The organism is Rhodococcus sp. P14, from assembly GCF_000256505.1.
Lineage (GTDB): Bacteria > Actinomycetota > Actinomycetes > Mycobacteriales > Mycobacteriaceae > Rhodococcus > Rhodococcus ruber.
The window spans coordinates 1-16,684 of record NZ_AJFC01000225.1 but is presented as its reverse complement, the minus strand read 5'-3'; the positions used below and the strand labels follow the sequence as shown (position 1 = coordinate 16,684).

Here is a 16,684-nt window from a genome sequence, read left to right as displayed (position 1 = left end):
GCGGCCCGGCCGTCGAGGACGCCGACGTCGGTGGGTCGACGTGTCAGTGGGTCAGGACGACCTTGACGAGCACCACGGTCGCGGCCACCGTGGTGAGCGCGACGGCACTGACCAGCGAGGTCCGGCCCGGCCGCTCCCCCTTGAGGCGACCGATGACGAAGACGATCCCCCCGATCCGTGCCAGCACGGCGACCTCGGCGAGCAACTGGGCGGTGCGCGGTTCGAGCCAACCCAGCCAGCCGATTCCCAGGATCACGCACGGCAGCACCGCCGAACTCAGGATCGGCACGGAGTTGCGCAGTTCGGCGAGCTTCTCCGCCCGGGTCAACGGGGTGCCCTGGCGCACGGTGTGCCCGACCGCCTCGGCGAACACGTGGGCGACGAACGTCGACAGTGCCGTGCCGAGCACGATCGCGATGCCGACGTACTTCGGCCCGGTGACGATCGGCACGAGGGCCGCGAGCACCAGCACGTTGCCGTAGATGTAGGCGCTGATGCGACTGGCGGCGTTGCCGCGGTCGAGCGGCATGCGCCGGGAGAACAACGGGCCGTGCAGGAGTGCGTTGGCATCGGAGTCCATGCCGACCAGGGTGACAGACCGGGGAGCGTACCGAGACGGCAACCGCGTGCATCCGTCGCGGCCGGCCCGGCGCGTAGGATCCGACGTCGCAGACGGTCGACGACGGGATCGCGGTGGTGGAGAGGGTGCGACGGCGCTGGGGCGGCACCGACATGGCGGAACGCCGGCGGGCACGCCGCGACGCGCTGCTGTCGGCGGGCATCGATCTGCTCGGCGCGCCCGACGGACCGGCGGTCAACGTACGCGCCGTGTGCCGGGCGGCCGGACTGACCGAACGGTACTTCTACGAGAGCTTCGACGACCGGGACGCGTTCGTGCGCGCCGTGTATGCGGCGGTCGGGGAACACGTGCGCGCAGTGCTGGAGGGCGCGGTCGGCACGGTCCCGCAGCCGCGGGACGTTCCCGGGGCGGCGGTCCGGGCCTTCGTCGAGCTGATCGTGGACCGCCCGGCCGTGGGCCGGGTGCTGCTGCTCGGCCCGCTGCGGGAACCGGCCCTCGGCGGGCAGGGCCTCGATCTCGCTCCCGCATTCGTGACGCTCGTCCGGCAGCAGCTCACCGCGATCGCCGATCGCGACGAGCGGCACCTGGTGGCCGTGGGGTTGGTCGGGGCACTGACGAGCCTGTTCATCGGCTACCTGGACGGCACCGTCACGGTGGCGCCGGAGCGGTTGGTGCGGCACTGTGTGAGCCTGCTGGTCCAGGCCGGAGGTGTACGGCCCCGGCCGGAGGGGTATCCGCACCACGACAGCACGCTCGACGAAAGGAGGGGCATCATGCCCAGGTCGTCGATCAAGGACGAGAAGCTCTATCAGGAACTACGTGACGACGGCGCCTCCAAGGAGAAGGCCGCCCGAATCTCGAACGCGGCCGCGAATCGTGGCCGTTCCTCCGTCGGGCACAAGGGCGGCAAGTCGGGGTCCTACGAGGATTGGACGGTCGACGAGTTGAAGAAGAGGGCGAAGGAACTCGGGATGTCGGGTTACTCGTCCAAGCGCAAGAGCGAGCTCATCGACGCTCTGCGCAACCACTGAGGCGCAACCACTGAGGCGCAACCACTGAGCCGACCGCGCGGTCGCCGCGCCGGCTCGGCCGGCGGAGCGGGGGCGACTCACCCGTCCTCGCTCCGCGGCTGACAGTGCGGGCACCAGTCGATCTTGCGGTCCGGGTCCCCGGCCGACCCCAGCATCCCGGTGCGGATCACCGTGCCGCACCGGCGGCACGGCTTGCCCGCGCGCCCGTACACCCATGTGCCCCGGCCGGGCCGGCGGTCGCCGGTGGTGATCCGGCTGACACGGTCCCGATTGAACATCAGCAGCCGGTGCGCCAGATCGACCCAGGCGGCCGGATCTCCCGCGTCCGCAACCGGAGTCGCCGGGTGTACGCCCCGCAGGAAGCACAGTTCGCACCGGTACACGTTGCCCACCCCGGCCATCACCCGTTGATCGAGCAGCGCCAGACCGACGGGGCGGCCCGGGTCGCGCGCCAGGTTCGCCGCCGCGACGGCCGGGTCCCAGTCCGGCCCGAGCAGATCCGGGCCCAGGTGTCCCACGGCCTCCGCCTCGCGGTCGCGGTCCAGGACCTCGACGGTGCCGAGATCGAAGCCGACGGCCTCGGCGTCCGCGACCGCCAGCACGATCCTCGCGTGGTATCCCTGACGGCGCCAGCGCGTCCCGGGTGGGTGGACGTCCCACACTCCCTCCATCTTCAGGTGGGTGTGGACGGTGTGTGCACCGGCGCGGATCAGCAGGTGCTTGCCGCGCGCGAGCACCTCCTCGACCACGGTGCCGGTGAGGTCGACCGTCGCGTACCGGGGCACGCGGATATCGCAGCGCGTCAACGGCTTTCCCGCCAGTGCGCCGCGCAGGAGAGTGGCCGCCCGGAAGACGGTGTCGCCCTCGGGCATCAGGCCCTCAACCGGAAGCCGCGCGGGGTGGCCGAGAAGCCGGCCTCGGCGAGGAACTCGGCGAACGAGTGGCCGTGGATGGAACTGCCGTCGACCTTCTCGACGACGAGAGTGTCCAGGCCCCCGCCCTTGACCGTCCCGGCCAGCGACGTGCACGCGCCGCGGAGAGTTCCCGGGTCGTCGCTGAACGTCAGCACCGTGCGGCCGCCGCGTTCGACGAACAGTCCCAGTTCGCCGTCGACGAGTACGACGAGTCCGCCGGCCTTGCGGCCGGGACGGTGCCGCGGCGAGTCCTCGGGGGCGGCCGACTTGGGCCACGGCAGGGCCGCACCGTACGGATTCGCCGGGTCGCAGGCGGCCAGGGTCACCGCCGGGGTGTCGGTGTGGCGGCCCTCGAGCGATTCGCCGTAGGACCGCAACCGGTCCACGACCTCCGGCGTCGAGAACTGGGCACCGCCGAGCGTGTCGACGAAGTAGCCGCGCCGGCACCGACCGGTCTCCTCGAACCGGCTCAGCACCTTGTACATCAACGCGAAGCCGCCCGGCACGCCCTCGGCGACGACCGCGCCGCGGGTGACCACGCCGTAGCGCTCGAGCAGCAGGTCCGCGGTGGCGTGGGTGCGCACCGTCGGGTCGGTTTCCCGTTCGGGCAGCAGCGACCACCGGCCGCCGACCGTCGGGGGCCCGCTTCGGCTCGGCAGTGCCGGACGTCCGCGGTACATCCGGGCGCGCGGGGCCCGCCGGGGCGTGCGATGCGCGGGGGTGGCGCGTGAGGTGTCGCCGACGAGGGCGCGCAACGCGGCCGGCGCGTCGCCCGAGACGAGTCCGGCCCACACGAGATCCCAGAGAGCCGAGGAGGTTTCCGCGTCCGTGGTGCCCAGGGCGTCGGTGAGCTGGCGGAAGAAGTACGCCCCGCCGCCCGCGAGCGTGTCCAGGATGCCGTGATGGACGTCGGTCCTGTCGATCTCGGCTGCCGGTGCGAGGGTCAGCGGAGCAGTGTCGGCCAGGTGCAGCGAGACCCAGCCGTCCTTGCCGGAGATCTGCCCCGAGCCGGCCCACACGACTTCGCCCGTCGTGGTGAGTTCGTCGAGCATCGTCGGGGAGTAGTCCCGCACCCGGGGGGCGAGGATCAGCGGCTCGAGTGCGCTCGCCGGCACCGGCACCCCGGCCAGCTGCTCGACGACCGTGGCCACTCCGTCCACTCCGCGCAGGCCGCCGCCCACGTGCTGCCACGCCGGCAGGAACCGGCCGAGGGTGGCGGTCCCGACGGGTTCGACCTCCTGTCGTGCCGCAGCGAGCGACCGTCGGCGCAGCCGCCGCAGTACCTCGGTGTCGCACCACTCCGCGCCCGTCGCGCCGGGGCGGAACTCTCCTGCGCTGACCCGTTTCTCGGCAGCCAGCCGATGCAGCACGTCCTGCACCACCGCGGTGCCGAGTCCGAATCCGGCCGCCGCCTCCGCCGCGGTGAACGGGCCGTGGGTGCGGGCGTACCGGCCGATCAGGTCGCCCAGCGGATCGGGCACCGGCTCGACGAACGCCGTCGGCACGCCGATCGGCAACGGGACCCCGAGGGCGTCCCGGAGACGTGAGGCGTCCTCGATGGCCGACCACCGCTCCCGGCCGGCGAAGGACACCTTCAGCACCCGGCGCTGTGCGTCGAGTTCGTCGAGCCAGGCGGCCGGATCGGCGGTGGTGCGCTCGGCGATTTCGGCGTCGGTGAGGGGGCCGAGCAACCGGAGCAGGTCCGCGACACCCTCGGCGTCGCGGGCTCTGCGGTCGGGGGCGAGGTGCTGCAGCTCGAGCTCGGCCCGGGCGATGACGTCGGCGTCGAGCAACTCGCGCAGCTCCACCCGGCCGAGCAGTTCGGCGAGCAGGGTCGAGTCCAGGGACAGGGCCGCGGCGCGCCGCTCGGCCAGGGGACTGTCGCCTTCGTACATGAACGCGCCGACGTAGTCGAACAGCAGCGAGGTCGCGAACGGCGACGCGGTGGCCGTCTCGACCTCCACGATCCGGACCTGCCGCCGGGCGACACGGCCGAGCAGGTTCCGCAGCGCAGGCAGGTCGTAGACGTCCTGGAGGCATTCCCGCACCGTCTCGAGCAGGATCGGGAAGGTGGGGTAGCGACGCGCCACGTCGAGCAGCTGGGCCGACCGCTGACGCTGCTGCCACAGCGGCGCCCGCTTGCCGGGATTGCGGCGGGGCAGCAGCAATGCGCGCGCCGCGCACTCCCGGAAGCGGGACGCGAACAGTGCCGAGCCGCCGACCTGCTCGGTGACGAGGTCCTCGATCTCGTCGGTGTCGAAGGCGAAGACCTCCGCCCCGGGCGGGGCGTCCTCGGTGTCCGGGAGCCGGACGATGATGCCGTCGTCCGACGCCGTGGGTGCGGCCTCGACGCCGTACCGGTCGAGCAGTCGCGCGCCCACGGCGAGTGCCCACGGTGCATGCACCCGCATCCCGTACGGGGAGTGCAGCACCAGGCGCCAGTCGCCGAGTTCGTCGCGGAATCGCTCGACCACCAGGGTGCGGTCGGTGGGCAGCTGCCCGGTGGCGGTGCGCTGCTCCTCGAGCAGCCGGGTCAGGTTCGCGGTCGCGTTGTCGTCCAGGCCGCCGCGACGGCACCGGGCGGCGGCGTCCTCCGGATCGGCGTGCCCGAGTTCGCGCACGAACGCCCCCAGGGCGGCGCCGAGTTCGGCCGGGCGGCCGACCCCGTCGCCGTGCCAGAACGGCAACCGGCCGGGCTGTCCGTAGGCGGGGGAGACCAGCACCCGGTCGAAGGTGATCTCCTCGATGCGCCAGCTCGTCGCGCCGAGCGCGAACACGTCGCCCACCCGGGACTCGTACACCATCTCCTCGTCGAGTTCCCCAACGCGCGTGGCCTTCTCGCCGACCATGTACACGGTGAACAGGCCGCGGTCGGGGATCGTGCCGCCCGAGGTGACGGCCAGCCGCTGCGCGCCGGGCCGGCCGGTGAGAGTGCCGGCGGTGCGATCCCACACCACCCGGGGCCGCAGCTCGGCGAACTCGTCCGACGGATAGCGCCCGGCTAGCAGGTCCAGCGTCGACTCGTACGCCGAGCGCGGCAGCGTCGCGAAGGACCCGCTGCGCCGAACCGTGTCGAACCACTCGTCCACGTCGACCGGCTCGAGCGCGACCGCGGCGACGGTCTGCTGTGCGAGCACGTCCAACGGGTTGGCCGGGACCTGCAGAGCCTCGATGTGCCCGCCCACCATCCGTTCGACCGTGACCGCGCAGTGCACCAGGTCGGTGCGGTGCTTGGGGAACAGCACCCCGCGGGAGACCTCGCCGACCTGATGGCCCGCCCGTCCGACGCGCTGCAGGCCGCTCGCCACCGACGGGGGCGCCGAGACCTGGATCACCAGGTCGACCGCGCCCATGTCGATGCCGAGTTCGAGGCTCGAGGTCGCGACGACGCAGCGCAGCCGCCCGGATTTGAGGTCGTCCTCGATCAGGGCCCGCTGGTCCTTGCTCACCGAGCCGTGGTGGGCCCGCGCCAGCAGCGGTTGTGCGCCGAACGCGACCTCGGTGGGCGCCCCGAGCTGCGCCGGGGGCCGCGGCCGGTGGTCCACCGCCTCGCCCTCGCGTTCGGCGTGGATCTCGTTGAGCCGGGCCGTCAACCGCTCGGCGAGGCGGCGGGAGTTGGCGAACACGATGGTGGAACGGTGCGCGACGATGAGGTCGACGATCTGCTCCTCGACGTGCGGCCAGATCGACCCGGCCTGCGGGACCGCGGGCATCCCGTCGTCCGACAGTTCCGGCTGTACGCCCAGTTCGGTCATGTCCTCGACGGGCACCCGCACCGTCAGATCCCACGTCTTGGCCGACGGCGGGGCGACGATGCGGATCGGCGCCGCCCCGGCGAGGAACCGGCCCACCTCCTCGTGCGGGCGCACCGTCGCCGAAAGGCCGATCCGCTGCGCGGGCCGCCCGAGCAGCACGTCGAGCCGTTCGAGCGAAAGCGCAAGGTGGGAGCCGCGTTTCGTGCCGGCGACGGCGTGCACCTCGTCGACGATGACGGTCTCCACCCCGGCGAGCGTCTCGCGCGCCGCGGAGGTGAGCATGAGGAACAGGGACTCGGGGGTGGTGATGAGGATGTCCGGCGGGGTGCGGATCAGGGCGCGCCGGTCGGTCGCCGACGTGTCGCCCGAACGCACGCCGACGGTGATCTCCGGCGGCTCGAGGCCGAGCCGGCGCGCGGTCTGGGTGATGCCGACCAGCGGCGAGCGCAGGTTCCGTTCCACGTCCACCGCGAGGGCCTTGAGCGGGGAGACGTAGAGCACCCGCGTGCCGGGGTGCCCGGCCGGGGTGGCCGCGAGGCGGTCGAGCGACCACAGGAACGCCGAGAGCGTCTTGCCCGACCCGGTCGGGGCCACCACCAGGGTGTGCGCGCCGGTCGAGATCGACTCCCAGGCCCCGAGCTGCGCGGCGGTCGGGGCCTCGAACGCGCCCGCGAACCACTGCCGGGTGGGCTCGGAGAATCGGCTCAGGACATCGGTCACCGTTCCATGGTGCACCGCCGGTACGACACCGCGGGCACCTCGCGGGTTCCGGACCCGGGTACCCGGCGTCAGTCGGCCAGCGCGAACCGCGCCAGCTGGGCGCAGTGGTGCGACGCCCAGCGGCACCTGCCGGTACGCATCACGCGGCCGACGAGTGCGGCAGCGGCCGGCTCCCACGGCATCGCGGCGAACTGCGCACGGCTGGCCGGCTCGCCGGACCAGCCGATCGACACGATGGGTCCGTCGAGCCGGAACCGCAGCTCCGAATGCGTTGCCGCGAGCACTTCCACGCTCGTGCCGGCCGTCGCCTCGAGGTCGTCGACGGCGACGCTGACCCGTCCGCCGAGCCGGCGTGCCTGCGCGGCCGGAGCCTCGACGTACAACCCCGCGGCCTCGATCGCGCCGACGTGCACGCTCACGAGCGGTTCGGTGGAGCCGTCGCGCGGCGGCAGGCACACCACCGACCAGTACTCGCGTTCACTCATCCGCGGGTTGGGTATCGCGGCGCGGACGTAGTCGCGCAGCCACGTCGTCGCCGCGGTGAACTCCGGGTACTGCTCGAACGTCCGGTAGCGGGTGTCGCGCAGCGGCAGACCCGCCGGGGACAAGGGCGTACGGGCGTTCACTGGATCTGGTCCTCGTGCACGCGGTCACCGTACTCGATCTTGTTTCAGAGGATGACGCCCGGATTGAGAATCGAGTCCGGGTCGAGTGCCGCCTTGATCCGCCGGGTCAGGTCCATCACGTCGGGACCCACCTGATCCGGCAACCACGCCTTCTTCAGCCGGCCCACCCCGTGCTCGCCGGTGATGGTGCCGCCCAGCGCGATCGCCAGGTCCATGATCTGCCCGAACGCCAGGTGCGCCCGCGCCGTCTGGTCGGCGTCGGTGGGGTCGTACACGATCAGCGGATGGGTGTTGCCGTCCCCGGCGTGCGCGATCACCGCCACCGTCACCGCATTGCGCTCGGCGATCTCGGCGACGCCCCCGACGAGTGCCGGCAGTGCCGGCAGGGGAACGCCGACATCCTCGAGCAGCAGGCTGCCGGTCCGTTCGACCGCCGGGATGGCCATCCGCCGCGCCGCCGCGAACGCCTCGCCCTCCTCGGGGTCGTCGGTCGAGAACACCTCGTCGGCGCCGGCGTCCTCGCACGCCTTCACCATCGTCGCGATCTCCTGCGCCGACGCCGTACCGGGCGCGTCGGACCGGGCGATGAGCATCGCCTCGGTGGTGCGGTCCAGCCCCATGTGCAGCGCGTCCTCGACCGCGTTGATCGAGGCACGGTCCATGAACTCGAGCATCGCCGGGCGCAACGTCGCCGTGACGGCCAGCACCGCGTCGGCCGCGGCCTGGACCGAGCCGAACGTGGCGACCATCGTCGACGCCGGCGGCGGCGGCGGGGGGAGCCGCAGCGTCACCTCGGTGATGACGCCGAGGGTGCCCTCGCTGCCGACGAACAGCTTGGTCAGCGACAGCCCCGCCACGTCCTTGACGCGCGGTCCGCCGAGCCGCACCGCGGTGCCGTCGGCGAGCACCACCTCGAGTCCGAGCACGTAGTCCGTGGTGACGCCGTACTTCACGCAGCACAGCCCACCGGCGTTGGTCGCCGCGTTGCCCCCGATGGTGCACATCTCGAACGACGACGGGTCGGGCGGATACCACAGCCCGTGCTCGGCCGCGGCCCGCTTGACCTCGGCGTTGAGCAGTCCCGGCTGGACGACCGCCGTGCGGGTGACCGGGTCCACGGCGACCGCCCGCATCCGCTCGGTGCTCAGCACGATCCCGCCCGGGACGCCGCCCGCCCCGCCGGACAGGCTGGTGCCCGCGCCACGCGGCACCACCGGCACCCGGTGCGTGCTCGCCCACCTCAGTGTGGCCTGCACGTCCGCCGTGCGGGTGGCCCGCACGACCGCGCGCGGCACCGCCGCGTCCGGGTCGCGGGCCCAGTCCTGCCGGTACCCGGCGAGCAGGTCCGGATCGGTGATCAGCGCGCCGTCCGGGAGCTGGTCGGCGAGTTCGGCGAGATCGGCGGGCACGGTCAGCCTGCCGGGGTGAGGTAGCGGGCGCGCAGCTTGTGCTTGACGAGTTTGCCGGTGGGCGTGCGCGGCAGGTCGTCGGAGAAGTCGATGCTGCGCGGCGCCTTGAAGTGGGAGACGCGCTCGCGGACGAAGTCGAGGAGCTCGCGCTCGACCTCGGGCCCGGGCTCGACGCCGTCGGCGAGCTGGACCACGGCCTTGACCTCCTCGCCCATCTCCTCGTTGGGGACCCCGATCACGGCGACGTCGTACACCTTGGGATGCAGGGTGAGCACGTTCTCCGACTCCTGGGGGTAGATGTTCACGCCGCCGGAGATGATGGTGAACGCCGCCCTGTCGGTGAGGTACAGGTAGCGCTCCTCGTCGAGGTATCCGATGTCGCCGCTCGTGGTCCACGTCGGATGGTCGGGATGGGTGGCCTGGCGGGTCTTCTCGGGATCGTTGTGGTACCGGAACGGATGCTCGTCCCGTTCCCACCACACGGTGCCGACCGCGCCGGTGGGTAGTTCGCGGCCCTCGTCGTCGCAGATGTGGACGATTCCCATGACCCCGTCGCGCCCGACCGACCCGGGATGCGCGAGCGCCTGCTGCGAGTCGATGAACGTGGCGCCGGCACCCTCGGTGGAGGCGTAGTACTCGTACACGACCGGACCCCACCACTCGATCATCGCGCGCTTGATCTCCGGCGGGCACGGTGCCGCCGCATGGATGGCGACCTTCAGGCTCGACACGTCGTACCTGCCGCGCACCTCCTCGGGAAGCTTGAGCATCCGCACGAACATCGTCGGGACCCACTGGCTGTGCGTGACCCGGTAACGGTCGATCAGGGCGAGTGCCTCCTCGGGCTCGAACCGGTCCATGAGGATCACGGTGCCCCCGACCGACTGGATGGTGCCGCAGAAGCGCAGGGGGGCAGCATGATAGAGGGGAGCGGGGCACAGGTAGACGGTGTCGGCGTCGAATCCGTACATCGGCGCGAACCCCGCCGTGTAGGGATCCGGAACGTCCTGCACCTGGCCCTCGGGCAACTTCGGCTCGATGCCCTTGGGCCGTCCGGTCGTTCCGGACGAGTACAGCATGTCCTGGCCACGCGGCTGCGACTCGAGGGGCGAGGTGTCGAACGCCGCGAGTGCCTCGGAGTAGTCGTCGAAGCCGGGCAGCACACCGCCGTACACGAGCCGTCGGTCCACGTTCGGGTAGGCCTCGGTGCCGGTGTCGATCGCGGTGGCCGCACCGGCCGAGGCGACGAGCACCTTCGCACCGCAGTCGTTCACCACGTACGCGGCCTCGGACGGGTTCAGATGCCAGTTCACCACCGTGATGTACAGGCCGGACCGCAGCGCCGCCCAGTAGACCTCCATGACCCGCAGGTCGTTGTCGGAGATCAGCGCGATGTGATCGCCCGGCTCGAGGCCCGCGGCGCGCAGGTACTTCGCGAGGCGGACGGAGTTCTCGTCGAGCTGCCGGTAGGTGAGCGACTCCCCGGTGGCGGGCCGCACGATAGCGGGCTTGTCGGGCGTCGTGGCGACGAAGTTCCCAGGAAACATGTTCCCTGGTCTACCACAGCTGTGGCCCGGGTCACGTGAGTCGCGCGCCCGCGGTGCCGTCGCTCGACCGGACCGCCCGGCCGGGCGTACCCTCACCCGCACGTGCACGGCACCGCAACACGCGGACGGGAGGACGACGTGGCGCTCGCTCTCGAGAAGGACCGCCTGGTGTTCGAGTTCCCGGAGGTGCATCCCGCCGCCCGCATGGCCGTCTCCTTCCACCGCACCCTGCGGGTGCCGGACGACGGCAACACCTATCCGTTGCCGCCCGGCCTGGGCCGGTTCCCGCTGCGGACCGTCGCCGAACTCGACGAGGCCGCGCTGCCGTCTTCGTGGCGATCCCACGGCGGCCTCGTGATGCCGATGTGGCAGGCGGAGGCGTGCTGGCTCGGGTTCGAGTCCCGGTACCCGTTCCTGGTCAAGGTCGGCGCCGGGGACGTCGACGCGCTCACCGGCGAACCCTGGTCGCCGGAGCCGGACTTCGGACGCGAGGACTATCTCGAGGTGCCGGCGCAACCGTGGCTCGACGGCTACGTCGTGGCGCACGGCCGGGTGCGCCAGTTCGTCGCGATGCCGCTCGGGTCCGGCTACAGCCTCGAGGAGCAACTGCGGTCCGGGCCGGCGCGGGGCGGGATCCGCGTCGCGGCCCGCCCCATGCGGGCGCAGCGATGGGAGGAGCGCGCCGGATTCGACGCCCGGCGCCCGCTGCCCGCCTTCGCGCCGGCCCCGGCGATGGGACTCGGTGCCGGCGGATCCGTCGACCAGGGCGTCGCCACCCCGGTCGAGTCGCACGACGCGTGGGATCTCGACCACCGCTCCGTGGTCGAGGTGCACCTGGTGAACAGCGAGCAGTGGCGCGCGATCACGGACCAGGATCCACCGACCCGGCCCCCGGCCGCGAGCGACTACACGGCGCGCGGCTTCCCGTGGTTCGAACTCTACGACGAGACCGTCGCGCGGCAGGGGGCGGCGCCACTCGCGGACGTCGACACCGTCGCCGACGTCGGGCGCCGGCGGGGAGAGCCGTTGCCCGACAACGAGACCGTCACCGTGCCCGAACCCGTCCGGATCCGGCCGGCCCCGCGCGAGCCTGGCCGTCGCGGATGATCCGACGGTATCGTCTGTCGACATGGGGCGGATCACCCAGCGTGTCGAACCGGAACCGCTTGCCGACTGGCTGATCGGGCACGGTCGCGCGGCGGTCGCCTTCGACGAGGCCGGGTCGGTCACCGCGCTGCCCGCGCGGGTCCGGCGGCGCGACGGCCGGTTGTGGGTCGGTGTGCCGCGGGAATCGGTGCCGCCGTCGGCCGGACTCGATCGGGTCACCGTCCTGCTCGACGACGGCGAATTCTGGTTCGAGCTGCGGGCGGTGAACTGGCGCGGACGCCTGACGCCGGCGGACGCCCCCGACGGTCGGGAGGACCTCGCCTGGTTCGTCTTCACGCCCCGACGCGCCACCGCGTGGGACTACGCGACCCTGCACGAGGAGCGGGACTCGTGAAGGCCGACGACGCCGTCGTGCGCGACTTCCTCGACCGCGCCCGCGTCGCGCGCCTGGCGACCCGCTCACCGAAGGGCGCGGCGGCCCTGGCGCCCCTGTGGTTCGTGCAGGTCGACGGCCGGCTGTACTTCGGCACCGGGCGCGACACCGTGGCGGCGCGCAACGCCGCCGCGAATCCCGACGTCGTCGTGCTGCTCGACGACGGCGAGCGCGGACCGGTCCTGCGGTTGCGCGGCCGGGCCACCGTGCGGCCGGGGGCGCCGCCCGCGGCCGTCACGGCCCGTTTCGGGCGGAAGTACTACCTGGGCGGATGGCGCTCGGAGCTGTCGCACGCGCGGAGCTGGTTCCTGCGTACCCGGTACTACGGGCAGAGCGCGCCGGCCACGATCGTCGTCGAACCGGGAGAGGCCGAGCTGCTGCGGCGGCCCTGAGGGGTGTCCCTCACGACGGCGGTCCGGCGTTCACGGCGGCGACGTGCCGCAGCCAGTCGGCCAGCGCCTGGAACCGCTGCCGATCGGGGTGGTGGAACACCACGGTGTCGGGATCCGTCGGCGCCGGCGCACCGTCCCGCCCGCTGCCCGTCACGATCCGGAGCATGCCGTCGGTCTGCGGCAGCGCCGGACGGAACTGCACGTCGCTCACGTCCCGCAACCGGATCCTTCTGGGCGTCAACGGAACCGGTCCCAGAGCTCGTGCCACGGGACCCTCCCGCAGGATCCACAGCCGGTCGCCCTGCACGACGATCTGCCCGCCCCACCCGTGGTACCGGCGCATCGGCAGCACCGGGTCGGGCGGGTCGGCGACCGGTCCGGGCGCCAGCCGTGGCACCGTCACCGGCGGCCCGTCGAGGACGCGCTCGTCGATCTCGTCGGCCGGGGTCACCGACACCGTCACCTCGGCGGCCAGCCGGGATCCGCTCACCGCGGCCCGTGCGGCGGTGCGCAGCCCCCGCCCGGACAGGTGCGTCACGATCGGCAGCAGACGCGCGCTGGACCGCCGGCCGAGATACCCGCACGGTCGATCGTCCACCCGCACCTCCACCAGCGCGCCGTCCGCCTCGTGCAGGGTGACGAGCAGGGCGTACTTGCCGGGCGGGTCGGCGTAGGGGTGCAGCAGGTCGAAGTGCTGTTCCTCCCCGGTGACCTGCAGGGTGCGACCCGAGGGCAGCAGCGTGTAGGGCACGTCCGGCGGATCGTTGCGGGGCACCAGCCTGGCCGGGGCGCCGAGGCTGACCGTGACGCGCGCGATGATGCGCCCGCTGCGGCCGGGGTCGTCGTTGTAGGTGCCCGCGTCCGCGGCCCAGATGCGGCCCGGCACGGTCGGCAGGTACCCGCCGGCGACGACGCGGCGCAGCACCGGCCCGTAGCGCAGCGCGTCGCCGTCGCCGAGGATCCCGACCGTCAGCCCGTCCGCGCGCACGCTCACGCCGTGCGTCTCCGGCAGCAGGGACACGTCCCTGCGGATCTCGGCGCCGGCCGGGTCGAACGCCGCACCGAGGGTCCGCACGATGTGCTCGGTCCAGGCGAACTCGCCCTCGATCTCGGTGTCGAACCGGTCCGGTCGGCACCCCCACAGCCGATACGGAACCAACTTGTCGCTCAACCGAACTCCACGCCCTGCGCCAGGGGGAGATCGCCGGAGAAGTTGACGGTGTTCGTGGCGCGGCGCATGTACGCCTTCCACGAGTCCGAACCCGACTCGCGTCCGCCGCCGGTCTCCTTCTCGCCGCCGAACGCGCCCCCGATCTCGGCGCCGGAGGTGCCGATGTTGACGTTGGCGATGCCGCAGTCCGAGGCGGCGAGGAAACGCTCGGCCTCACGCTGGTCGGTGGTGAAGATCGACGACGACAGCCCTTGGGGCACCCCGTTGTGCAGGGCGATCGCCTCGTCGAAGTCGTCGTAGGTCAGCACGTAGAGGATCGGAGCGAACGTCTCCTCGCGCACCACGTCCGTCTGCGCCGGCATCCGCACGACCGCGGGCCGGACGTACACCCCGTCGCCGGGGACCTCGACCGGATCGCCGCCCGTGACGAGAATGCCGCCGTCGAGCTCGGCGCGCTCGAGCGCCGCCCGCATCGCGGCGTGGGCACGGCCGTCGATCAGCGGGCCCACGAGCACCCCCTCGCCGAACGGATCACCCACCCGCAGTCCCGAATACGCCTTGGCGATCCGCTCGGTCAGTTCGTCGACGACCGAACGATGGGCGATGAGCCGTCGCAGGGTGGTGCAACGCTGACCGGTGGTGCCGGCCGCGGCGAACACCACGGCCCGCACGGCGAGGTCGAGGTCGGCGGAAGGGCCGACGATCGCACCGTTGTTGCCGCCGAGTTCGAGCAGGCAGCGCCCGAACCGCGCCGCCACCCGGGGCGCGACGATGCGGCCCATCCGGATCGAGCCCGTTGCGCTGACCAGCGCGACGCGGGGGTCGTCGACCAGCGCCTCACCGACGGCGGCGTCGCCGACGAGGACGTGGTGCAGGCCGCCGGGGGCGCCCACGTCGCGTGCGGCCCGTTCGAGCAGGGCGTGGCAGGCCGACGCGGTGAGCGGCGTCTTCTCCGACGGCTTCCACACCACCGGATCGCCGCACACCAGCGCGATCGCGGTGTTCCAGGACCACACGGCGACGGGGAAGTTGAACGCCGAGATCACCGCGACCACCCCCAGCGGATGCCACGTTTCCATCAGGCGGTGGCCGGGTCGCTCCGACGGCATGGTGTGGCCGTAGAGTTGGCGCGCGAGGCCCACCGCGAATTCGCAGATGTCGATCATCTCCTGCACCTCGCCGAGCGCCTCGGAAGGGATCTTCCCGGCCTCGAGCGTGACGAGTTCGGCGAGATCGGACTTGTGCTCGCCGAGCAGTTCCCCGAGCCTGCGGACCAGCCGTCCTCGCACCGGCGCAGGAACCTGCCGCCAGCGTTCGAAGGCCGTGCTCGCCGCGGTGACCGCGGCATCGACATCCTCCGCGCGTGCCGGGTGCAGGCGCGCGAGCTCCGAACCGTCGATCGGGCTGGTGACCGGGTGCGGGCCGTCGAGCGCGGGCGCGCCCGCCCCGCAGCGGCGCAGCGCGGCCACGGCGCGATCGTGGAGATTGCCAGTCGGATTCATCGTCGATGTCCTTTCCGGGTCGGTTAGCCTGCGCTGATGGCGGAAAACTCGAAGGAGTCCCTGGACGAGATCGACCGGCTGCTCATGCGCGAACTGGTGGTGGACGGCCGGGCGACGCTGGCCACGCTCGCCGAGAAGGCCGGGTTGTCGATCTCCGCGGTGCAGTCCCGGGTCCGCCGCCTCGAAGCCCGGCACGTGATCCGCGGATACACGGCGAAGGTAGATCCCGAGGCGCTCGGGCTGATGCTGTCGGCGTTCGTCGCGATCACTCCTCTCGACCCGTCCCAGCCGGACGACGCGCCGGCGCGGTTGCGGCACATCGACGCCATCGAATCCTGCCACTCCGTGGCCGGGGACGAGAGCTACATCCTGCTCGTGCGCGTCGCCTCACCGCGGGCACTCGAACAACTCCTCCAGGAGATCCGCGCGACGGCGAATGTAGCCACCCGCAGCACGGTCATCCTCCAAACATTTTACGAACGATAGCGTGGCTGTGGATCGATCTTCCGGCATGTGACCGTCGAGGGGAGAAATTTGACGTACCCTCGTGGCATGAGCACTGCATTCCGACACCCGGACGGTGCCCGCGAGCTGCCCCCGAGCCGGGTACATGCCGTTCTGCGCGAACATCTGCTGGTGGACGGGTTCGATCTCGTCCTCGACCTCGACCGATCACGGGGGGTGCGGCTCGTCGACCAACGGGACGGCACGGCCTACCTCGACATGTTCGGGTTCTTCGCGTCCTCCGCGCTCGGGATGAACCACCCCGACATCGTCGACGACCCGGCGTTCACCACCGAACTCGCCGCGGCCGCCGCGAACAAGCCGAGCAACTCCGACATCTACACCGTGGCGATGGCCCGGTTCGTCGACACCTTCGCCCGGGTGCTCGGCGACCCGGCCCTGCCGCACCTGTTCTTCGTCGACGGTGGCGGACTCGCGGTGGAGAACGCACTCAAGGCGGCCTTCGACTGGAAGAGCCGGCTCAACGAGGCTCGCGGACTCGGCTCCGACCTCGGGGGCAGCGTTCTCCACCTCTCCGAGGCGTTCCACGGCCGCACCGGTTACACGATGTCCCTCACCAACACGGACCCGGTGAAGACGGCCCGGTACCCCAAGTTCCGCTGGCCGCGCATCGACGCGCCCTACCTGGCCGCCGACCGCGACGTCGAGGCCGCCGAGGCGCACGCACTGCAGCAGGCGCACCGGGCGTTCGCCGAGAACCCGCACGACATCGCGTGTTTCATCGCCGAACCCATCCAGGGCGAGGGCGGCGACCACCACTTCCGGCCCGAGTTCTTCCAGGCCATGGCCGAACTGTGCCGCCGGCACGATGCGCTGCTGATCTTCGACGAGGTGCAGACCGGCGTCGGGCTGACCGGAAGCACATGGGCGTACCAGCAGTTCGGCGTCACCCCCGACATCGTCGCCTTCGGGAAGAAGACCCAGGTCTGCGGCATCATGGCCGGCGGCCGGATCGACGAGATCCCCGACAAC

General features: G+C 72.2%; 14 protein-coding genes and 1 pseudogene. 7 read left to right on the top strand and 8 right to left on the bottom strand.

Annotated features, from left to right (window positions below; genetic code table 11):
- Positions 1-43: 43 nt before the first annotated feature.
- Positions 44-580, bottom strand: coding sequence for a hypothetical protein (locus tag OEY_RS0115695; protein WP_010594804.1), 537 nt, complete (start codon positions 578-580; stop codon positions 44-46).
- Between the two features lie 152 nt (positions 581-732).
- On the opposite strand from OEY_RS0115695, the pseudogene OEY_RS28540 reads away from it, so the two are divergent.
- Together OEY_RS28540 and OEY_RS29815 are read left to right on the top strand one after the other, a co-directional pair.
- A pseudogene (locus OEY_RS28540) lies at positions 733-1,284 on the top strand (TetR/AcrR family transcriptional regulator); the annotation flags it as partial.
- A 69-nt stretch (positions 1,285-1,353) separates the two neighbouring features.
- Complete coding sequence (locus OEY_RS29815) at positions 1,354-1,611, top strand: DUF7218 family protein (RefSeq protein WP_003935700.1); 258 nt, start codon at positions 1,354-1,356, stop codon at positions 1,609-1,611.
- A 77-nt stretch (positions 1,612-1,688) separates the two neighbouring features.
- On the opposite strand, the gene OEY_RS0115685 is transcribed toward OEY_RS29815, so the two are convergent.
- The 5 genes from OEY_RS0115685 to OEY_RS0115665 form a co-directional block, all read right to left on the bottom strand.
- Complete coding sequence (locus OEY_RS0115685) at positions 1,689-2,483, bottom strand: DNA-formamidopyrimidine glycosylase family protein (RefSeq protein ID WP_010594803.1); 795 nt, start codon at positions 2,481-2,483, stop codon at positions 1,689-1,691.
- Positions 2,483-7,000, bottom strand: coding sequence for an ATP-dependent helicase (locus tag OEY_RS0115680; protein WP_010594802.1), 4,518 nt, complete (start codon positions 6,998-7,000; stop codon positions 2,483-2,485). The genes OEY_RS0115685 and OEY_RS0115680 overlap by 1 nt, the downstream gene beginning before the upstream one ends.
- A 68-nt stretch (positions 7,001-7,068) precedes the next feature.
- Positions 7,069-7,626, bottom strand: a complete 558-nt coding sequence (locus OEY_RS0115675; RefSeq protein ID WP_010594801.1) for a hypothetical protein — start codon at positions 7,624-7,626, stop codon at positions 7,069-7,071.
- 44 nt (positions 7,627-7,670) lie between these two features.
- Complete coding sequence (locus OEY_RS0115670) at positions 7,671-9,041, bottom strand: FAD-binding oxidoreductase (RefSeq protein ID WP_029540062.1); 1,371 nt, start codon at positions 9,039-9,041, stop codon at positions 7,671-7,673.
- On the bottom strand, positions 9,038-10,582 hold the full coding sequence (locus tag OEY_RS0115665; protein WP_010594799.1) for an AMP-binding protein: 1,545 nt from the start codon (positions 10,580-10,582) through the stop codon (positions 9,038-9,040). Before OEY_RS0115665 ends, OEY_RS0115670 begins: the two co-directional genes overlap by 4 nt.
- A 138-nt stretch (positions 10,583-10,720) precedes the next feature.
- Here OEY_RS0115665 and OEY_RS0115660 point away from each other — a divergent pair, with 138 nt between their 5' ends.
- The 3 genes from OEY_RS0115660 to OEY_RS0115650 are packed head-to-tail and all read left to right on the top strand — an operon-like array spanning position 10,721 to position 12,514.
- Positions 10,721-11,689 carry a hypothetical protein gene (locus OEY_RS0115660; protein WP_010594798.1) on the top strand — a complete coding sequence of 323 codons (969 nt, stop codon included), beginning with the start codon at positions 10,721-10,723 and terminating at the stop codon, positions 11,687-11,689.
- Between the two features lie 22 nt (positions 11,690-11,711).
- A complete protein-coding gene (locus OEY_RS0115655; RefSeq protein ID WP_010594797.1) occupies positions 11,712-12,083 on the top strand; it encodes a hypothetical protein in 372 nt (123 codons plus the stop codon).
- Positions 12,080-12,514, top strand: coding sequence for a pyridoxamine 5'-phosphate oxidase family protein (locus OEY_RS0115650; protein WP_010594796.1), 435 nt, complete (start codon positions 12,080-12,082; stop codon positions 12,512-12,514). Before OEY_RS0115655 ends, OEY_RS0115650 begins: the two co-directional genes overlap by 4 nt.
- A 10-nt stretch (positions 12,515-12,524) precedes the next feature.
- Here OEY_RS0115650 and OEY_RS0115645 read toward each other — a convergent pair whose 3' ends face one another.
- Both OEY_RS0115645 and amaB read right to left on the bottom strand, forming a co-directional pair.
- On the bottom strand, positions 12,525-13,685 hold the full coding sequence (locus tag OEY_RS0115645) for a DUF4429 domain-containing protein (RefSeq protein ID WP_010594795.1): 1,161 nt from the start codon (positions 13,683-13,685) through the stop codon (positions 12,525-12,527).
- Entirely contained in the window at positions 13,682-15,187 is a 1,506-nt protein-coding gene (amaB, locus tag OEY_RS0115640; protein WP_010594794.1) for an L-piperidine-6-carboxylate dehydrogenase, read from the bottom strand. Before amaB ends, OEY_RS0115645 begins: the two co-directional genes overlap by 4 nt.
- A gap of 36 nt (positions 15,188-15,223) precedes the next feature.
- On the opposite strand from amaB, the gene OEY_RS0115635 reads away from it, so the two are divergent.
- The gene (locus OEY_RS0115635; protein WP_010594793.1) at positions 15,224-15,673 is read left to right on the top strand and encodes an Lrp/AsnC family transcriptional regulator; all 450 of its coding nucleotides are present in this window, start codon (positions 15,224-15,226) and stop codon (positions 15,671-15,673) included.
- Between the two features lie 105 nt (positions 15,674-15,778).
- Positions 15,779-16,684: L-lysine 6-transaminase (gene lat, locus OEY_RS0115630; protein WP_029540061.1), on the top strand; the 906-nt coding region annotated here is incomplete at its 3' end.